Source organism: Cellulophaga sp. BC115SP (genome assembly GCF_009905545.1).
In the GTDB taxonomy this organism is placed as follows: Bacteria; Bacteroidota; Bacteroidia; order Cytophagales; family Spirosomataceae; genus Flectobacillus; species Flectobacillus rivi.
On the sequence record NZ_JAAALB010000006.1, the window covers coordinates 33,658 to 52,540 of the forward strand.

An 18,883-nucleotide genomic window follows, 5' to 3' on the forward strand; every position below is an offset into this window, starting at 1 on the left:
ACGATTGTTATTTTACAGATATAATTCTAAACTCTGTTCTGCGGTTTTCTTGGTGTTGTTTTTCATCACAAATTATTCCATCCACACATTCATTCACCAGTTCTGTTTCGCCATATCCATTCGACACTAATCTTGATGGGTCAATGCCTCGCATAGCTAGGTAGTCGACCACAGCTCTGGCACGGTTTGCCGAAAGTTGCATATTGAAGTTATCACTCGAGCGAGCATCAGTGTGCGAGCGAATCTCAATAGTCATTGCTGGATACTTACGAAGTAATGGCAATAATGTTTTTTCTAGTTCACGAGCTGCGTCAGGACGAATAAAGAATTTTCCATAGTCATAATAAATATTCTTCAACTTGAAAATATCTCCTTCACCATACATCCCTTGAATATTCTGCACTACCTCCCCACTCGATTTAACTTTACCAATTTTTTCTGTATTAGTGGCATACTTGTCTTTTTCAGCCGTCAGTTTGTGGTCATCTCCTGGTTTTACCTGAAACTCATAGCCACCATCTGGTCCTGTTGTTACAGTTTGCTTCGTTTTATCTTTTTCGTTTTCTAAAGTTACCTGAACACCTGCCATAGGTTGGTCGTTTACTTCCGATTTTACAACACCTTTCAACACTGCCAAAGGAGCTTTTTCAAGATATAATTCCAAGGTTGTTTTCTGAGCAGTATTACTTTTGGTGGAATATGCCACAGAGTTCATCAGATAACCTTCTTTAATAGCTTTGAACTCATACTCGGCATTGGCTTCCATACAAATACTGGTCGAGCCATCTACGCCTGTCACTCTTAACTCGCGACTTTCTGCATTTACAGTAATACGAACGTCTACGTTTTCGAGTGGTTGTTTAGAGGCTGCATCATACACAATCAAAGTCAAAGGACGACAAACACGTTTGAAGCTATAAATATTATCGTCACTTAAACCAGACTTACGATTTGACGAGAAAAACCCACTTGTACGAGTAGCATCAGTGATAATACCAAAATCATCTTGTGGTGAATTGAGTGGAGCCCCTAAGTTATTTACGCCTCTGTAAGCTACACCATCTTTAATTTCTGCAAAAAACATATCAAGTCCGCCTAGTCCTTCATGACCATCAGAAGCAAAGTAAAGATTTCCACTTGGATCAACAAATGGGAACATTTCATTACCCTCTGAGTTGATTTCTTTTCCCATGTTCACAGGTGTTCCCCAGTTTCCGTCGCTGTATTCAACCACATAAATATCTGTACCGCCATAGCCACCAGGCATATCTGACACAAAATACAATTTGGTATTATCAGGTGTCAATGCTGGGTGTCCGCAAGAATATTCATCAGAATTAAATGGTAGTTCCTTAATATTACTCCAGTTGTCTTTTACTAAATCAGCAATGTATAATTTCAGCTTATTAGTACCATCTTTAGATTCTCTGGTTTTGCCTTTATTAAAATTATTACGAGTAAAAATTGCTTTTTGTTCGCCTTGAAAGAATACAGCTGGCCCTTCGTGATACTTCGTATTAATCACACGGCTAAACTCTTCTACCTTATTTACTTCGCCTGTTGCTTTCAAAGTTTTATTACTACTACTTGCAATAACTCCACCCAAGGCAGCAGCCTTTTGTACCATTCCCGATTTGAGCTGTGCCGTATCTGGCACAAAATATAAATCCAAAAATGGAGTTTGGTTCCAACCATACACACGCTTCACAGCACCAGACTCATCACGAGCAGAACAAAACACTAAACCTCCTTTGTAAAACATCGGGCTAAAATCCGCCTGATTTGAGTTGATAGGAAGATATTCGACTTGATACGAAGAGGAGTCTCTATAAAAACGGCTCATTTCCATGTATGAAACCGTAAACTTTTTACTACGAACATCAGCTGTTTGTTTTTCTCCGTAAATCGAGTAATACTTTTGTGAATCACGGTATTTGCCATTTGAAGCTAAAGCCTGTGCATAGTAAAGGTAATTCTCAGCCTCTATGTCTGGGAAGTTTTTTAATAAGTCACTGTACGCTCTTTCGGCATTTTTGGTATCCTGAATACGACGATAACAATAGGCTAACTTTTTTAACGCTTCTTTACGAATGGCTGCGTCTAATTTTGAATCAGATAGCACATCTTCATACAAGCGAATAGCCGACATGTAACTAAGTTGCTCATACTCTCTATTGGCTGCCTTAAACTTAGCTTGTCCCCAAGCGCTGTTAGCAGAAATAGCAAAGAGTAAGACTATACTCAGTAGAATATGTAATGATTTGTTCATGATAGGATTTTAGGCTAAATCGTTTTACAAAGTAAGTATATTGAATGATAAAGAAATGATTCTTAAAACAAGTTTAGAAACATAACTCCTTGATTTTCATATTTAGTGCATTCTGTACATTCAATTTACAGAGTAAAATGCTTTATGAAATCCGATTAGCCTTGTTTGATTTCTGTAGACAAAAAGGTGTATCTACAAGAAGTTGGTTAATACTAAAACTACTATTTTGGCGAAACTCTGGCTATCAAACTTTCGTTAGAACGTCAGAAAATTATCAAAGCAAAAAACAAATAGCGTGCCAAAAAGTGGAAGCACGACTCTCAGAAGGACTAAAGCCGTTATACCTCGGTGGTACAACGGCTTTAATCATGGTAGAAATCTTTGAGGAGTTATTTAGAAAGTTAATCTGTCACCTTCATTTTAAATAATTCTTTTGAACGAATCCATACGATGGACACAATAATCATGGTCATCGTACCTCCAAATATTACTGATGGCACTGTGCCCATTAACTTAGCCAATAGACCTGACTCAAAAGCGCCGATTTCATTAGAAGAGCTCACAAAAATACCATTCACCGCCGATACGCGTCCACGCATTTCGTCAGGAGTCCAATATCTCAAAACGGTCTGACGCACGATTACACTTACACTGTCGAAGGCACCCGTAAAAAACAAAGCAATCACCGAAATCCATAAGTTTGTTGAAACCGCAAAAATCAGCGTTGCTAATCCAAAGCCTCCCACTGCCAGCAATAAATTTCGCCAAGCGTGTTTTAATGGTGGAAAATATACCATCATAAACATGGTTAAAATTGCTCCTATTGATGGTGCTGCACGTAAAATACCCAAGCCTTCGGCTCCTACTTTAAGAATATCCTCAGCATAGATAGGCAATAGCGCTATTACTCCACCAAAGAGTACCGAAAACAAATCGAGCGATATTGAATAAAGGATAATTTTTGTTTTGAAAACAAAAGCAATACCTTCTTTAAGACTTTGAAAAATATTGACTTTCTCCTCTACCTTTTCAGGAATTGGAGGTGCCGTAATAGTGCTAATCAAAAGCATTACCGTACATAATAGCGCCACCACAAACCAAAGCGAATTAGTCAAGCCCCAATAGGCATACATGAAACCTGCTAAACCTGGTCCTAAAATAGCTCCTGCTTGCCAAAAAGAACTTGCCCATGTGGTTGCGTTGGCAAATACTTCTTTCGGAATCAAAAATGGATTTAAAGAGGAAGAGGCTGGCGAATAAAAACCTTTGGCTAAGCCTATCAAAAATATTACACCATAAATGATTGGTAATAAATTGTGTTGTGGCAATTGGGTAGTTGAATGTGTAGCCCAAACCAAAATAACTGAACTCAGAATGATGACACTCAAACTGAGCATCAAAATGGTTTTCTTGTTATAAAGGTCAGCCAAATGTCCTCCAAATAATGCTAAAGAGATATAAGGAAGTGCCTCTGCTAAGCCAATCAAGCCTAATGCCATAGGGTCGTGAGTGACCTTGTACATTTCGTATCCAAGCAAAACTTCCTGAATCAATAAGGCCATTGTAATAAAACTATTGGCAAACATATATGCCACAAACTGTGGATATTTCAACGCCTCATAAGGCGATTTTTTTGCAGATGGTGGTGTTAGTTGCTCGCTCATCTAATCAGAATAAAAAGAAATAAAGGAATTAAAAATATACCATCTCCCACCCAACGATAACGATCATTTTTTACAAAAAATAATTCAAAATACGTTATTAACACAAGCACTGTACTCATGATGATTTCGACAATTCCCAAACCCATCGAATATGGATAAGTACTATGCCAAAGGATAAAAGATGTTGCTATGAGATTGATTACAAAAAGTCCATATAAAACTTGTCGACAAGCACGTGCTCCCCACATTGACCCTAACGAATGTACTTGCGGATATTTTTGTTGCTCAAATGCTGAAAAAAGCAACAAATTTTGAAAGGCAATCACAAAAAAAACGCCTGCCAATGCCCAATCTATCCAGCTAAATACTCTCGAGTGTTGTACGATGGCTGTTCCACATACACCCGACGCATACACGAATGCTGTCACTGGCTCTTTATAAGCTTGAAAGATACTATCTGAGGATAATTTACTCACAACTACCAAATAAATAGACGTGATAAAAGCAATCCCAAAGCCCACCATCAAGGTGAGATAGGTAATATGCCCCAAAAGATATATTCCCAGCAACATAGCCAATGCTACAGATAGCTTCAAACCTTTGGCATACTGTTTATGAAAACGATGCCTCGGTGTTGCTATTTGTTCGGGCTTTAAGTTATCCAATTGTCTATCTAAGGTGTATATAATAAACACCGCAATACCCAACAACCACGTACTGGTTGTTGCATGGGTAAACTTGCCTTCTGGTAGTCGCAAAAAAGCCGCATGACAAATCATGGCTCCAGCTACTACATCTAAGCTCAAGAGGTTTATTATTTCTAAAAAGCGCTTTAGGATCATATTCAAATGCTACCGCCACAATCTAAGCGCGCAATTGCTTTGTATAGCTTTTAACTTATCGAAAACTTAGCCAACTGGCGTGTTGTTTGCACTGTTATTTCTTCTCCTACACTTACCGTTCCAGTTTGCACAATCAGTACATTTTGTCCAAATAAGATTTTATTTCCAGCCTTTCGGTAGCTTGAGAGTGTGTGTAATGGTTCTTTCCCAGTCTTTTGTCCTGTTTCGTGATTCAACGTTGTAACAATACATCTGGCGCATGGTTTTACCCCCTTGAAAGAGGTTGTGCCTATCGAAAACTCAAACCAAGACTCTTCTTCAAAAGCATTACCACCAGTAAAGACAAAATTTGGACGAAAACGATTAATTGGAATTTGTTTTTCTAATCGATTATTCAAATCGTCTAACGATGATTGTCCAATAACCAAAATAGGATAACCATCCGAAAAAGAGGTTATATCTTCTGGCGTTTGAGCATATTGAGGGTCGACAGGTCGTAAACTTTCGTCGGGCATATAGACCAATCGTACGGGTTTGCCTAGTAATTCACTAAACCATGCACTTGCCTCCACAGATACTTCATGAGCATCCATCTCATCATCCCAAACTTCTACAGTAATGGTTACTGGAAGATATTCTCCCATATTTACCGAAAGCGTTTTTCCAGAAGGACTATGTGTTACATGTAGTAAATTCTCTGCTATTGCCGTTTTAAACAAAGCTAAATCTCCCACTTGTCGTTGAGTGACAAACACATTGTCGGCATCAATAAGCATCCATCTACGGTCATATTTTAGCCCACGAGTAGTTACTTCCGTTTGCTGTACACTAAAACCACCTAGAGATTTGACAGGATAAATCCAGATTTCAGAAAGTTGCATAGTCGTTTTTTACTTTAAAATTCTTAGACTGTTTTTAGATAGTTATGCGATGGGCTATAAGCCGTAGGCATTAGGTAAAATGTTTATTTTATTCCAGAAAATATTGATTTGCTTCACTTTATCTCAAAATCAAATACTTAACTTTCTATATCCACTTAAACACCCATTTGATAGTCACTGTGTATAACACTACTGCCAACAACCAGCCTACAATCATAAGCGGAAAGTTCAATTCGGTCATGGTGATGACAGAAGGCGAAGGCAATGCGCTATCGGGATATGTCACCAATAAAAAAGCGTAGATATTATTAGAAGCATGTATTCCTAAAGCTAGTTCCAACTTTCCATCAAAATAGGTCAATAGGGCAAAAAATAAACCTACTCCGATATAATAGCTCATAGCTAGAGCAAAACCTACTTTAGCCGTTTCGGGATTGAAACTATGCATCAATCCAAAAAGTACTGAACTTATTACAAGCCCCACAACCACATTTCGAGAGCCTATAGCTTGAAATAAATATCCTCTAAATATGAGTTCTTCACAGCTAGTTTGAATAGGCAAAAACAAGAAACCAACAATAAATGCAGGCAACCATTGTTGAGGGTTCCAAGTAAAGCGGTACATCTCTGGAAAAAACGAATACATACCCAACTCTACGATTGCCGTACACACTAACCATACTGCCGCAGAACTTGCTACACGCTTCCAATTTACGGAACTTTGTGGTGTAATCAGGGTTTGAAACTCGCGATGATGGCTATTTTTCAACCATACCCATAATGTTAAAATTCCTCCAGCAAAACTGCCTATTGCTACTAATAAATACCAATGCGAAGCCACGGTTGGTCTTCCACTTTTTATATCGGTCACCAACACTTGCGGAATGCTAAATATCCCTAGCGCCAACAGTACTAAAATCATCCCTACAATATATCTCCAAGGCTGATTATTACCTATTTTGGCTTGTGCCAGAAAATCATTTTGTGCTAACATAGAGGTTTGGGGGTTGGGGTTAAATAGAAGGCTCAGAATACAGGTGTTGTGCAACTTTACGCTTTACAAATGTATGAGAAGAGTATTTTACTTCCTTTAAAGGACATAGAAAAATACAAATAAAAAACAGAGATAGCGATATTTTTCAGTTTATATAGAAAAAATATCGCTATCTCTGTTTGGCTTTGTTTTCCTCAAAACCAATTACTTTTTCACTGCAAAAATATTCAATTGCAAATCCATCGAAGGATTAGCTTTGTAGGCATGATTAATAAACGGTACAGGTCTATCTTGTGCATCACGGATGAAGTATCTGAAACCATTTTTTGTCAAAATAGAAAGCAATACATCTAAATCTTGAGGGCGGTTTGGAAACGAATGATATTCAATAAAGATATGGTCGATATGCCCAATACTATCCGCGCAATCTTGAAAAACCTCCACTTCAGCACCTTCAATATCCATTTTCAACATTTGAATACTTGTATGTTTTTGCAAGTATTCCTTCAAACGGACAGACTCAATACGCTGTTTTTCGCCTTCACCATAAATCGATGCACCGTCAGAACCTTCGGTCACAAACTCGATTCCTTGGTCATGAACCCACACGGCTTTGTCAACAATTTCTATCCCTTGAATTCCGTTCACACTCAAATTATCACTTAATATTTTGGCGATTTGAGGATCGGCTTCAAAAGCAGTAATTTTAGCTTTTGGGTACAATTTCTTAAAGAACAAACAGCTTGTGCCAATATTAGCTCCACAATCCAAAATAACAGGACTATCTGTCTTACTTCGGAATCTGTAACTTTGTCCTACAAAAATCTCTTCATGCTGGAACAAAAACGACATACAGTCTGGCACTAAAAACGTAACTCCCTGAAACGAAACAGTTCGAGGTTGATAACGTGGGACTGTGCCAAATTTGGCCATTAAGCCCAGCAATTCTCGCGCTTCTGGGGTGCGAATATGATGGAAAGGGTATTTTAAGAAATATTTTAAGGCAAATAACATATCTTGGAATACGTGATTATGGAGTTATAGAAACCTCTTTTCAAATCAAAACTTACTTTTTCATGACGTACTTAAACGCCTCACAATAGTTTTTAATCACTACGTGGATATTCACCTCATTTTTGATAATATCACCTGAACGTAATCCCATTTCCTTGGTTTTCTCTGGATTACTCATCATACTTTCAAGCTTTTGATATAAATCTTCGGCATCACCATTTTTGAAGATATACCCGTTATATCCATCACGAACAAGCTTTTTCTCTGTACCATCCGCCACTGAGCAAATAATAGGTTTATCAAAACACATTGCATCGTTGATAGACAAACCACCCATACCTGCCAACACATACACCAATGAAGCATTGAAATATTGTCCCAATTGCGTCATTTCATACACTGCACCAGCAAATTCAACACTTTCTTCTATTCCTAAATCTTTCGCTTGTTGCTTGAGATTATCTAGTTCAGGGCCAGTACCTACAATGGCTAATTTAGCGATAGGAAACTTTTTGAGCAATTTGGCAAAAACATCCATCAACAAATCCACACGTTTCCATTTTACTAAGCGTCCAACGTGCAAAAGTCGTAGAGGATTATCTGGCAAAACGGTGTTTACTCCTTCGATTTTCGCTCTCTCGTTGAAGATAATATCCGTATCAGGAGAATTATAAATTACAAAAATTTTCTCCTTTGGCACGCCATAACTTCCAAAAACGTCTATTGCCTCCTCGGTATAATCCACATGAGCATCTACCATATTGAAAGCTCTTTTATAGGTATATTTCAACAAGCTATATTTCAGCTTAAATGCCAAACTTGAAGGCTTCAATTCCGTTTTCAAGGTTTCGGTTACGGCACCACCTTTGGCATAATAATCGAGCGCTTCTTGGAATTTTGGGATATTAAAAGGAATCTCTTTCAGAATCAATTTGATACCCATGCTACGGATTTTCCAAAGCAGCAAGGGATTGTAAACAAAAGTCAAAATATAAGGCCAAATCGTAACAATAACATCAGGCTTTTCTGCCTCAATCGTTTCCAAAAAATTCTTGAAAAATGGTTTTCCCCAAGCCGTTTTATATTCTTCCAAAAAGTGTACCTTAAACTCAACACCATCCAAAGTTTGGTGCACACCTGCACCTACGCTTTTTCCTTGGCTTTTAGGAGCAATCACCACAATCTCCTGCCCTTCTACTTGGTTTAGTCGATTGAGTACTAAATTATAATAATGCGGCAATCCACCAAATGTGAATAGTATCTTCATATTATTAGCTTTTGCTATTTGATCAATTTTAGTTTACGTAAAATACCCATCACCGTTTTGTTGGCATCTTCGGATATTTTGAAATACAATACGCCTCCTCCAAATACAGCACAAATCAATAGAGAACGTACTGCTACTGTCATCATTATTCCTACCAATCCAGACCCTAAAGTAGGAATAAGCGTTGCCAAGAAATAGGTCAATATAAACAACCCTAAAACTTTTACAGTCGCCGAAGTAAATGGTTGAAGTTTGAGTTTAAAAAGAATAAAGAAATACTTGGTGGCATTATAAACCACTACCGAAGTTAGCGCTGCCAGTGCTGCGCCATTGAAGCTATAAATGGGTATTAAAATCAAATTTGTTACGATAATCAATACTGCCAACAACACGTAAAAAGCTAAATCATAACGGTAATATTTCGAATTGATTAATATCTCCGAGTTGAGCCCAGTAGCCATATCAATCACCTTACTCATACCAAAGAAAAACACCACCCAACGACCTTGCGAATAAATATCTGCTTTGGGTAAAAGTTGGAAAATTTCGTCGACATTACACCAAATTCCAAGAAATAAAAAACCTCCTACAATGAATAAAACTAGTGAAGATTTTCGGTAAATTTCTTCAATATGTGCCATATCATTTTTCTGCCAAGACTCTGCCAATAGTGGCAAACTGATAGAGGCAATGGCATTTCGTGGAATGGCAATCACAAGGGCTATTCTAGATGCAATATCAAAAATAGCCGTAGTATTTAACCCTCCGTCGTAGGCAGGCAACATGATTTTTTCAACATGTTGAATCAGCGTGAAACTAGCTCCTGCCAACAATACCCATAAGCCATATTGGTACATTTCCTTGAATAAAGGACTTCTATAGATGTTCCAATCAATGGTCAAGTAGAGCTTTCCTAGTATTTTGATATAAGCAAACAAGGCAATAATACCTAGTATATAGGTTACTACGGTAATACCAATTAATTGTTCGAAGGATATATATCCTAAACCAAAAAGAATCACTAATAATCCATTAGATAGACGAAGCCCTAACTCCCGAATAATGGCAGGAACTACTATACGCAAATGCACCTTTGCATAAGCTTCCAATACAGAAATATAAGCAATACAAAAAGTCAGCGGCAGCATATAATAGTAATACTGACTCAGTAGTGGTGACTTACTTTCGTAAATCCCATTAAACACCGATTGTAAAGAAAGATATAGAATTGCGAAGATTCCTAAGCCAACCAATGGAGTTACCAATAAAAAACCTAAAAAGCCATTATGTCGTTTTTCATCATCAGCAAAACGATTGAAATAACGTGTAGCAATATGCGGCACCCCAATTTGGGCAAATGAAGCAAAAACGGTTGTAAAGCTGACCATAGCCGAAGCATACAGACCAAACTGTTCTTGCGTCAAAAATTTATTGTAAATAACAAGGACGTTCAATACCCCCACTGCCGTTCCTACATAAGTAACGATTGAACTTTTTAATCCTTGACGAATAATAATGCCCATAATTTATTGAGTGATTTAGCGAGTTGGTGATTGAGCGATTAAATATCTATCCATAAAATACTAGTTATCAATATAATTAATCACTTTTACCGCTCTTAAACTTCTTTACAAAACGACCAAATTGGAATTAAAACTTCCTAATTGTATTTCTTTAGCTATTAACTTTTTATTGCAATACGACCTGTGTAATCGATACGGTTTAACAACAATGAACCGTTGAAATACTCATCAACTGCACGCTTACATCCTTCCCAGTGACCATAATCATCGATCACCAAAACTCCTTTTTGAATCAATAAAGGATATAAATATTTCAACTCATGAGCCGTTGACTCGTACCAGTCGGTATCCAAACGCAACAAAGCAATCGGTGCATCAGGCATCGTAGCAGGGATAGTATCTTCTACTTTTCCTTTTACAAAATGTACCAAATCTTGAGGATATCCCGTTGATCGCATATTAGTTTGCACATCATTAAGATCCGCCAGACACCACACAGAATTTTCTTTATTTTCGACATTTTGATCCATCAACTCCTTGGCTTGTCCACCACGAAAATCTACGTCATCAGCTGTTGGCTCAGACATTCCTTCGTAGGTATCATACAAGTAAAGCTTACGATTAGTGACGCCTAGTTCTTTTAAAGTTAGGGCAATCATCATTGAGCTTCCGCCTCTCCAAACACCACATTCCACAAAACTCCCTGCAATATTATTTTTGACTATATATGTAACAGCATTATATAGTGCGTACATACGCTCGACGCTAGTCATCGTGTAAGGACGACACGCCTTTAAGATTTTCAAAAATGTTGGATCGTTGATAAAATCTTCCTCTTTTTGCACTTTGGCAATCTTATAGCCAAACGGTTTTAATAATTTGCTAATCATAAATTTATTGGAGTAAACGGAAATGGATTGTGAGCTTCGTAACTCAGAAATTATGTAAATCTAATCGAATCTATTTTGTCTATTTTGAAAATAGCCGCCAGATGATTTATCATGGCGGCTACATACCTACATAAAGCCCACAAAAATAGACAATCTAATCTTAAAATGCTACATTCTAAACCTTAGTAAAAATATCATTTTTCTAATATCTCTCTCAGCGTATCAACTCTTTTCGACATTTCGTAATAATCCTCCATGTGTTGACGAGCACTTCTTCCCATTTGTCCACAGAGTTCTGGATTATTTATCAATAGGGTCATGTACTTGGCCATTTCCTCCCAATCTCCTTCATTCACTAGAAAACCCGTTTTTTCGTGAACCACAGCATCTTTGATACCTGCATGATAAGTACTTACAATCGGTAATCCAACGGCCGAAGCTTCTAATATAGATACTGGTGTTCCTTCCGAATCTCCATTTGGCGCAAACATAGAATGTTGCACAAAAACTCTTGCGGTTTTTAATAAATCAATAATCTCTGCGGGTCTTTTAACACCTAATAATTCTACCTGAGATTCAATTCCTAACTCTTTTACCAGTGCTTTTGCCTCTTCCCAAAGCTCGCCTTCACCGATCATTTTTAGTTTAGCATCTGGTACTGTTTGTAATACCTTGTGAAAAGCCCTTATGGTTGAAAAAGGCGATTTTTTAGCCGTAAATCTACCAACTGCCATGAATATCTTATCGTTGTTTTCTGGTGTCCCCAAGGTAAACAAGCTTGTATTAACAAAACAAGAGTTGAAGATAACCTTATCAGGGTCTGCTCCAAACTCGATAAGCTTATTTCTCATGTCCCTCGAAACAGCAATAATTCCTTTTACCGTCTTAAACATCTTCTGGTAGGTAGGCAAATACTTGTCTAAGGTAGCTTTGTCGTTTGCGTCAAATCCATGAAAATGAACCACCAATCCAACATTAGCTTTTACACAAGCATCGTTGATTGTTGCCCCCATTGGACCATATTGAGCTAACACAACATCTATGTTGTTTTTGGTTAAATATCTGGCTAAGAAAAACGTATAAACTTTATGATAAAGACTAGGTAATACATTTCTCAAACCTCCTCGTACATAAAGAATATTGAAAGGAAAAGGAAGAAAGGATACATCATTTTTGTCAAGAGACGGATACCAACCCTCATAAATCGTGATTTTAGGTTGCAGTTGTTCTATTTGATCATGGATAAAAGTTTCACTGAATCGAAACTTATTAGGGTATGCAAAGCAAAGGTTCATTATCTATCGGCTATTAAAAATGTACACTCGAAAACAAAAATAGAAGGATAAAACATATCCTTCTATTTTTGTTTTCATATTAGTCGTATTAAATCTGGATTTTAAATCTCTTTTATCAATTTAGTAAGTATTAAGTAATCGTGCAGAATAAGATTTAAGTTATGTGTTTAGGCACTAGGCAACAGGCACAAGGCAAAGAGTTTTAAAATGTTTTTTAGTAACCACAGCCATGCTTTTTTCCAAAGCCCACCGCCGAAAGCCGATACCTGAAAGCCTAAAGCACAATCTTAAATTTTATTTTGCATGATAACTTACAGCTGATATACGATTAACTAATAACTTCTTTCTACTTAGTTTGAAGAAAGTTGACTTATTTCTTCAATTGACAAGGCTCTTTCAAAAACTTTCACTTCATCAATCGTGCCTATAAAGCCCTGTCCAGTATGTCTATTCCCAATATAAAATCTTTGTGTTCCGTAGCCATATCCAGCAGATTTTCCCTCTACGGCCAAACTACCAATTTGCTTTCCATCGATATATGCCTTAAAGTTCTGACCATCACGAGTAAAAGCTAAATGCACCCACTTTTTAGCAACCATTGACGACAAGGCATTGGGACTTAGAACTAAATTACTACCATCCTCATTATAACTGGTCAGAGCCCCTCCCGATACCCCATAATAATTGTTGGCGACGTTGATAAGTTGATCTCCTCCCGAAGAGCCGATAGACATTGCTGTCCTAATTGTCCCCTCCGTTGGAATAGATTCAAGCATAGCCCACAAGGATACGGTAAAATCATTTTTGATAGCAGGCTTTGGAAATTCAATATAGGAGTTTCCATCAAAATAATAGGCGCTATTGATATTGCCATTTTTATCATCCGTTAGCCTCGCACGATAAATACTTATTGCACTATTGGTTCCTTTAGAATCATTCGTATTTCCATTAAATGAATAATATGAAATAAAATCTTTGGGAGTTGGGTCAGTTTTTTTACATCCTAAAAATAATAGCAACAATAAAATATAGTAAATAAATTTCATGAAAGAGAATACAATTTAATCTCAGAGAAAAGCAAAATTATGAAACCTAAACAATATGAAGACTATCTTTTCTTCGCCACCAACACATACGTACAAGCATCTTTATCGATGGTATCTTGTGCTGTAATTTTATCAAAAAAGATAATTTGTGGTTGCATAATAATCGCTAAAATAGGACGAAGAAACTTGGGAAGTTTGAACAACAATCCATCCTGAAACAATTGTAATCCCATCGCAGCGCGCCCAATGATGCCTTTAAAATAAACGACTTCAAAGCCTTCATCTTCTACAACTTTGCGCAGACCTGTCGACGTCCAGCGCCAAAAATCTGTTGGATCTGGATGAAACATCCAATAACCATGTGTACTCAAAATTAATAGTCCGTCATTTTTCAAAACACGATGTGCTTCCTGTAAATACTGTTTAGGATCCACAACATGCTCAAGCACTTGGGTCGAAAGTACAACATCAAGCTTCTCGGCATCGAGCTGGATAGCGCCAGTTGGTGCAATATGAATATCAGCAATCGGGTTTAATTCAAGGTCGATACCCAAATATTGGGCTACGAAAGGAGCTACGATTGGCTCATAAGGCTTGTTGCCACAGCCATAATCTGCAAGGGTAAGTTTTTGAGGACTTTTTGCCAAAAACAACTGCACAACCTCTTCTATTTGTGCACGCAATTTTCGTAAGTAATAATAACGAGCGGCCATTCGCCCAAATAATGAGGGATACAGTCTTTCTATACCAGCTTCTCTTTCAGTCATCATGATTGGTTTCAAAACTCATTGGATAGGGTTTTCTTTCAAAATTTACCTTTCTCTCAATAAGTATAAAAATCGCTTTGTCTATGTTGGTGATTAGATGTTTATCAAAGTCAGAAACGTTGTGCTCCTGCGTTTTGTAACAATTCACAAAGCTACTAAATTTTACTGTTTTAAAAGCAAAAAGCTCCCAGCAGAACTGAGAGCTTTGACATTTGCACAAATGATATTTAAAACTGAGTTAATTCTTTTACTTCAAAAATGCCTTTGCCTCGGCTGTAGTTGACTTATACTCTGCTATTTTCAAACACTTTTTTACATACTCTTTAGCTTTGTCTTGATTTCCTTTTCGACGTTCTATTTTAGCCAAACTCAAATAGGCTAGCGCATGATAATCTTTCGTAAATCGCTCATCATAAGGCATTTTAACTCCTTTCAATAAATATGCTTCTGCTTGGTCGTCTTTATGCTGTCTTTCTAATTGAATTCCTTTAAAAATTGAGGCTGCACATTGGAACATAATTCCTTTTTGTTTTTGAAGCTTAGCTACATAATCATCGGCCTCCTCAAACTTGTTTAGAGCTGTCAAGATTTCAGCTCTTTGCATTTGATACAATAAGTTATCTGGGAATTTTTCTATCAACATCGAATTATAATGCAATGCTTTGGCTGGCGTGCCTTCGTATTTCATATATACATAACCCGCGTAAAAAGTCGCTTCATTTTTCACAAAAATAGTTTTGCGTGTCGCCAAGTCTAATTGCTGAAGTCCTAACTTTTTATTTCCATCTGCAAAAAAGAACATGAAAGGCTTAATCAAAGCATGAGTTTCAGGATATTCAACACGATAGTAGTTGTAGATCCCCGAAGAGAACAAAAACTCAGGTTGTTTCTCAGTCCATTCTAAACCTTTTTTCAAATAACTATAGGCTTTTTTGGCAACCCCAACAGCCTTCATAAATTCCTGATTATCGGCATCATAAGCCGCTATATAACCTAAGGTTGCTAATTCAAAAAAGTTGGCTTCTATATCATCTTCATCCTTGTCGAGCATTGCTTCTGCCAAAGTACGACTCTGAATCAGGTAGTTTAAATACACTTTTTGCTGAGCAGGATAATCTTTCAATGGAAAATATTGAAGTTCGGTTTGCAGCGCCATTAAGGTATAAGAAACAGGATGATTAGGATAACGGGCTCTAATTTTCTGGAAGATTTCTGTTGATTCTTTAAAATCATAAGAATACATTTTTTCTAAACCTGCCTGAATTTGGTGACGAACATTAGTATCGTTTAAAATTTGAGCTTTTGAGATGTTGAAAGAGATGCTTAAGAGTAAAAGCAATGTGATAAATTTCTTCATAAGTTTTTGGTTGCGTATTGATGCAAGTAATCAATCTATACTACAATGATAAGGTTAGCAATATATGTGGTAAAGTCTTTTAATACAAATCAAACCGATTTATGTACATTTGCGTTTACTATTCAATTAAGCCACGGCAATTTGCTTTGAGTCTTAAAAGATTGTTTTGTCTTTATTTTCGACCAGACCCTTGTTCGTCAAACCACAGAGAGAACCACAAGACTTGGGTTATACTCATACTCGGCATATATGATAAGCTACTCACATTTTATACTGAACAACGGACTTAAAGTTTACGTTCACGAAGATCATTCTACTCCCATTGCAGCAGTAAATATTTTGTATAATGTTGGCTCGCGCGATGAAGACGAAAGCAAAACGGGCTTTGCTCACTTGTTTGAACACTTAATGTTTGGTGGCTCCAAAAACATTGCGAGTTATGATACCCCACTACAACGTGTGGGTGGCGAAAATAACGCTTTTACTTCGCCAGATATTACTAATTATTATATCACGCTTCCATCGGTGAACCTTGAAACGGCTTTTTGGCTCGAATCAGACCGTATGCTTTCGCTTTCGTTTGATCCAAAAGTGTTGGAAGTGCAACAAAAAGTAGTAATTGAAGAGTTCAAACAACGTTATTTGAATCAGCCTTATGGTGATGTTTGGCTCAAGCTTCGCCCTTTGGCATACACTACTCACCCGTACCGTTGGGCTACGATTGGAAAAGAAATTTCGCATATCGAAAACGCAACGATGGACGATGTACGGGAGTTTTTCTACAAACATTATTTGCCCAATAATGCCGTAATGGTAGTGGCAGGAAATGTGACCTTGGAACAAGTAAAACAATTAGCAAAAAAATGGTTTGAGCCTATTCCAGCAGGTAATGTAACACTAAGAAACTTGCCTCAGGAACCACGTCAAATGGCAGCTCGTTTTTTAGAAACAAATGCTAAAGTACCTCTAGATGCTGTTTATAAAGTATTCCATACTCCAGCGAGATATGCGGATAATTTTAATGCAATAGATTTGGCAAGTGATATTTTGGGACGTAGTAAATCATCAAGATTATACAATAAACTGGTGAAAGAAAACCCACTTTTCAACTCTGTGAATGCCTACGTTACGGCATCGCTCGACCCTGGGCTACTTGTTATTCAAGGTAATCTTAATAACGGTGTAAGCATCGAAGAAGGTGATGCGGCTATTCAAGAAGTGTTGAACGAATTTTTATCTCAGCCAATTGATGAAGAAGAATTGACGAAGGTAAAAAATCAGGCTGAGTCAACGTTGGTTTTCTCAGAAGTAGAACTTCTGAACCGTGCTATGAATCTAGCTGTGGCAGCCAATGCTGGCGATCCTGAGTCGGTCAATCAAGAAACAGAAAAAATTCAGGCTGTTAACGCGGAACAGTTATCGACATCAATCAAAGATGTTTTAAGACCCGAAAACTGTTCAACCTTATACTATCGCTCAGAAGCATAAATATTACATTTAGGTAATGAGAGCTAAACGCTAATGGGTAAAGCTCTCGTTGCTTTTTTCTTAAATATTAAAACATGAAAATCAGAGTAGGACAAGGATATGATGTTCACCGCCTTGAAGAAGGTCGTGATTTTTGGTTGGGAGGTATCAAAGTTCCTCACACACACGGAGCAGTCGGACACTCAGATGCAGACATTGCCTGTCATGTAATTTGTGATGCCCTGCTAGGTGCTGCCAATATGCGTAATATCGGATACCATTTTTCGGATAAAGACCCACAATGGAAAGGTGTTGATTCTAAAATCTTATTGGCACGAGTGATGGAAATGATTCGTGAGGCAGGTTGGGAAGTCAACAATATTGATGTGACAATTATTTTACAAGTACCAAAGTTAAACCCTCATATTCCAGAAATGAAACGAGTGTTAGCTGAGGTAATGAAGATTGACGAGGAAGACCTTTCTATCAAAGCTACCACTTCTGAACATATTGGCTTTGTGGGGCGTGGCGAAGGAATTGCAGCGCAATGTGTGGCGTTAATTAAGAAGTAGTTGTGAATTAGGAGTGTATGCAGTATCTATTTCGGATATCGGATGCTGGATTTCGGAAGTGTAAGCTTCTATGTTTTAAAAAAACGAAGGTCTTTTTCTTTATTTCCGAAATCAGAAATCTGAAATCCCAAATCTCTGAATCCTTATCTCTTAAAATATTGTTAACTAAAAAACTGTTTCTCATGAAATTCTATAAATATCAAGGCGCTGGAAATGACTTTGTCGTGATTGATGACCGCGATAAAAGCTTTCCTGTTTCTCAAGAATTAGTTGCTCAAATGTGTCATCGTCGTTTTGGTATCGGTGCCGACGGATTGATGCTTTTGCAAAGTGACGAGCAATATGACTTCCGAATGGTCTATTTCAACTCTGATGGTACCGAAGGCTCAATGTGTGGCAATGGTGGTCGTTGCTTGGTGCGTTTTGCACATGATTTGGGCGTTATTGGCGACCAAACTACGTTTATTGCCATCGATGGAGAACATGAGGCTTCGGTAAACCCTGCTACCATTTCATTGAAAATGATTGATGTAAAAGGTGTTGAAAAAACTGAAAAATACGACTTTATGAACACAGGTTCTCCACACTATGTCGAATATGTGGAAAACCTTGCGGAATATGATGTTTATTCATACGGAAAAGGTATTCGTTACGGCGAACCTTTTGTGAGTAAAGGCGGAACCAATGTAAACTTTGTAGAAGTTACAGGTCCTAATGCACTTTCGGTACGCACTTATGAGCGTGGTGTTGAAGACGAGACGTATGCCTGCGGAACAGGCGTTACAGCTTGTGCTTTATCGGCAAATCTTCGTTTAGGATTTGCAAATGCCATCGACGTAAAAGTATTGGGTGGTGATTTGAGAATTGAATTTACCAAAACTGGTGAAGATAGCTTCGAGAATGTTTACCTAATCGGTCCAGCAGTAAAAGTATTTGAAGGAGAATATTAGGAAGTATGAGTGATGAGTCTTCCCAAGTTTTAAGGTTGAGTTTATTCTCCTCATTTTCATCAATATGAGTAATCCCGCATTTAGT

The 18,883-nt window shown here is 37.6% G+C and carries 16 protein-coding genes; 3 read left to right on the forward strand and 13 right to left on the reverse strand.

What is annotated here, in order from left to right; genetic code table 11:
- Positions 1-7 precede the first annotated feature (7 nt).
- From GVN22_RS06630 to GVN22_RS06690, 13 genes are all read right to left on the reverse strand, one after another.
- Positions 8-2,269 (reverse strand): carboxypeptidase regulatory-like domain-containing protein, encoded by a 2,262-nt coding sequence (locus tag GVN22_RS06630; protein ID WP_166550258.1) that lies wholly within the window; start codon positions 2,267-2,269, stop codon positions 8-10.
- A 401-nt stretch (positions 2,270-2,670) separates the two neighbouring features.
- Entirely contained in the window at positions 2,671-3,933 is a 1,263-nt protein-coding gene (locus GVN22_RS06635) for an MFS transporter (protein WP_095162324.1), read from the reverse strand.
- Positions 3,930-4,739: a hypothetical protein gene (locus GVN22_RS06640; RefSeq protein ID WP_166550259.1), complete on the reverse strand. Its 810-nt coding sequence runs from the start codon at positions 4,737-4,739 to the stop codon at positions 3,930-3,932. The genes GVN22_RS06635 and GVN22_RS06640 overlap by 4 nt, the downstream gene beginning before the upstream one ends.
- A gap of 86 nt (positions 4,740-4,825) precedes the next feature.
- Complete coding sequence (locus tag GVN22_RS06645; protein ID WP_166550260.1) at positions 4,826-5,656, reverse strand: MOSC domain-containing protein; 831 nt, start codon at positions 5,654-5,656, stop codon at positions 4,826-4,828.
- A 145-nt stretch (positions 5,657-5,801) separates the two neighbouring features.
- Positions 5,802-6,650, reverse strand: coding sequence for a CPBP family intramembrane glutamic endopeptidase (locus GVN22_RS06650; protein ID WP_166550261.1), 849 nt, complete (start codon positions 6,648-6,650; stop codon positions 5,802-5,804).
- 204 nt (positions 6,651-6,854) lie between these two features.
- Entirely contained in the window at positions 6,855-7,664 is an 810-nt protein-coding gene (locus GVN22_RS06655) for an FkbM family methyltransferase (protein ID WP_166550262.1), read from the reverse strand.
- 52 nt (positions 7,665-7,716) lie between these two features.
- Positions 7,717-8,931, reverse strand: coding sequence for a glycosyltransferase (locus GVN22_RS06660; RefSeq protein WP_166550263.1), 1,215 nt, complete (start codon positions 8,929-8,931; stop codon positions 7,717-7,719).
- Between the two features lie 14 nt (positions 8,932-8,945).
- Positions 8,946-10,454, reverse strand: a complete 1,509-nt coding sequence (locus GVN22_RS06665) for a lipopolysaccharide biosynthesis protein (protein WP_166550264.1) — start codon at positions 10,452-10,454, stop codon at positions 8,946-8,948.
- 158 nt (positions 10,455-10,612) lie between these two features.
- Positions 10,613-11,344, reverse strand: a complete 732-nt coding sequence (locus tag GVN22_RS06670) for a TylF/MycF/NovP-related O-methyltransferase (protein ID WP_166550265.1) — start codon at positions 11,342-11,344, stop codon at positions 10,613-10,615.
- Between the two features lie 194 nt (positions 11,345-11,538).
- Positions 11,539-12,639 (reverse strand): glycosyltransferase, encoded by a 1,101-nt coding sequence (locus GVN22_RS06675; protein WP_166550266.1) that lies wholly within the window; start codon positions 12,637-12,639, stop codon positions 11,539-11,541.
- Positions 12,640-12,989: 350 nt separating this feature from the next.
- Positions 12,990-13,685, reverse strand: a complete 696-nt coding sequence (locus GVN22_RS06680) for a LamG domain-containing protein (RefSeq protein WP_166550267.1) — start codon at positions 13,683-13,685, stop codon at positions 12,990-12,992.
- 62 nt (positions 13,686-13,747) lie between these two features.
- Positions 13,748-14,455 (reverse strand): class I SAM-dependent methyltransferase, encoded by a 708-nt coding sequence (locus GVN22_RS06685; RefSeq protein ID WP_166550268.1) that lies wholly within the window; start codon positions 14,453-14,455, stop codon positions 13,748-13,750.
- 244 nt (positions 14,456-14,699) lie between these two features.
- Positions 14,700-15,809, reverse strand: coding sequence for a lipopolysaccharide assembly protein LapB (locus GVN22_RS06690; protein WP_166550269.1), 1,110 nt, complete (start codon positions 15,807-15,809; stop codon positions 14,700-14,702).
- 249 nt (positions 15,810-16,058) lie between these two features.
- Here GVN22_RS06690 and GVN22_RS06695 point away from each other — a divergent pair, with 249 nt between their 5' ends.
- From GVN22_RS06695 to dapF, 3 genes are all read left to right on the forward strand, one after another.
- Positions 16,059-17,297 carry a pitrilysin family protein gene (locus GVN22_RS06695; RefSeq protein ID WP_166550270.1) on the forward strand — a complete coding sequence of 413 codons (1,239 nt, stop codon included), beginning with the start codon at positions 16,059-16,061 and terminating at the stop codon, positions 17,295-17,297.
- 74 nt (positions 17,298-17,371) lie between these two features.
- The gene (gene ispF, locus GVN22_RS06700; protein WP_166550271.1) at positions 17,372-17,848 is read left to right on the forward strand and encodes a 2-C-methyl-D-erythritol 2,4-cyclodiphosphate synthase; all 477 of its coding nucleotides are present in this window, start codon (positions 17,372-17,374) and stop codon (positions 17,846-17,848) included.
- Positions 17,849-18,030: 182 nt separating this feature from the next.
- Positions 18,031-18,798 (forward strand): diaminopimelate epimerase, encoded by a 768-nt coding sequence (dapF, locus tag GVN22_RS06705; RefSeq protein WP_166550272.1) that lies wholly within the window; start codon positions 18,031-18,033, stop codon positions 18,796-18,798.
- Positions 18,799-18,883: the final 85 nt, after the last annotated feature.

Excerpts from the sequence above, each read along its gene's own strand:
- GVN22_RS06630 (WP_166550258.1), bottom strand. The coding sequence starts at position 2,269 with ATGAACAAATCATTACATATTCTACTGAGTATAGTCTTACTCTTTGCT.
- GVN22_RS06635 (WP_095162324.1), bottom strand. The coding sequence starts at position 3,933 with ATGAGCGAGCAACTAACACCACCATCTGCAAAAAAATCGCCTTATGAG.
- GVN22_RS06645 (WP_166550260.1), bottom strand. The coding sequence starts at position 5,656 with ATGCAACTTTCTGAAATCTGGATTTATCCTGTCAAATCTCTAGGTGGT.
- GVN22_RS06650 (WP_166550261.1), bottom strand. The coding sequence starts at position 6,650 with ATGTTAGCACAAAATGATTTTCTGGCACAAGCCAAAATAGGTAATAAT.
- GVN22_RS06655 (WP_166550262.1), bottom strand. The coding sequence starts at position 7,664 with ATGTTATTTGCCTTAAAATATTTCTTAAAATACCCTTTCCATCATATT.
- GVN22_RS06660 (WP_166550263.1), bottom strand. The coding sequence starts at position 8,931 with ATGAAGATACTATTCACATTTGGTGGATTGCCGCATTATTATAATTTA.
- GVN22_RS06665 (WP_166550264.1), bottom strand. The coding sequence starts at position 10,454 with ATGGGCATTATTATTCGTCAAGGATTAAAAAGTTCAATCGTTACTTAT.
- GVN22_RS06670 (WP_166550265.1), bottom strand. The coding sequence starts at position 11,344 with ATGATTAGCAAATTATTAAAACCGTTTGGCTATAAGATTGCCAAAGTG.
- GVN22_RS06675 (WP_166550266.1), bottom strand. The coding sequence starts at position 12,639 with ATGAACCTTTGCTTTGCATACCCTAATAAGTTTCGATTCAGTGAAACT.
- GVN22_RS06680 (WP_166550267.1), bottom strand. The coding sequence starts at position 13,685 with ATGAAATTTATTTACTATATTTTATTGTTGCTATTATTTTTAGGATGT.
- GVN22_RS06685 (WP_166550268.1), bottom strand. The coding sequence starts at position 14,455 with ATGATGACTGAAAGAGAAGCTGGTATAGAAAGACTGTATCCCTCATTA.
- GVN22_RS06690 (WP_166550269.1), bottom strand. The coding sequence starts at position 15,809 with ATGAAGAAATTTATCACATTGCTTTTACTCTTAAGCATCTCTTTCAAC.
- GVN22_RS06695 (WP_166550270.1), top strand. The coding sequence starts at position 16,059 with ATGATAAGCTACTCACATTTTATACTGAACAACGGACTTAAAGTTTAC.
- ispF (WP_166550271.1), top strand. The coding sequence starts at position 17,372 with ATGAAAATCAGAGTAGGACAAGGATATGATGTTCACCGCCTTGAAGAA.
- dapF (WP_166550272.1), top strand. The coding sequence starts at position 18,031 with ATGAAATTCTATAAATATCAAGGCGCTGGAAATGACTTTGTCGTGATT.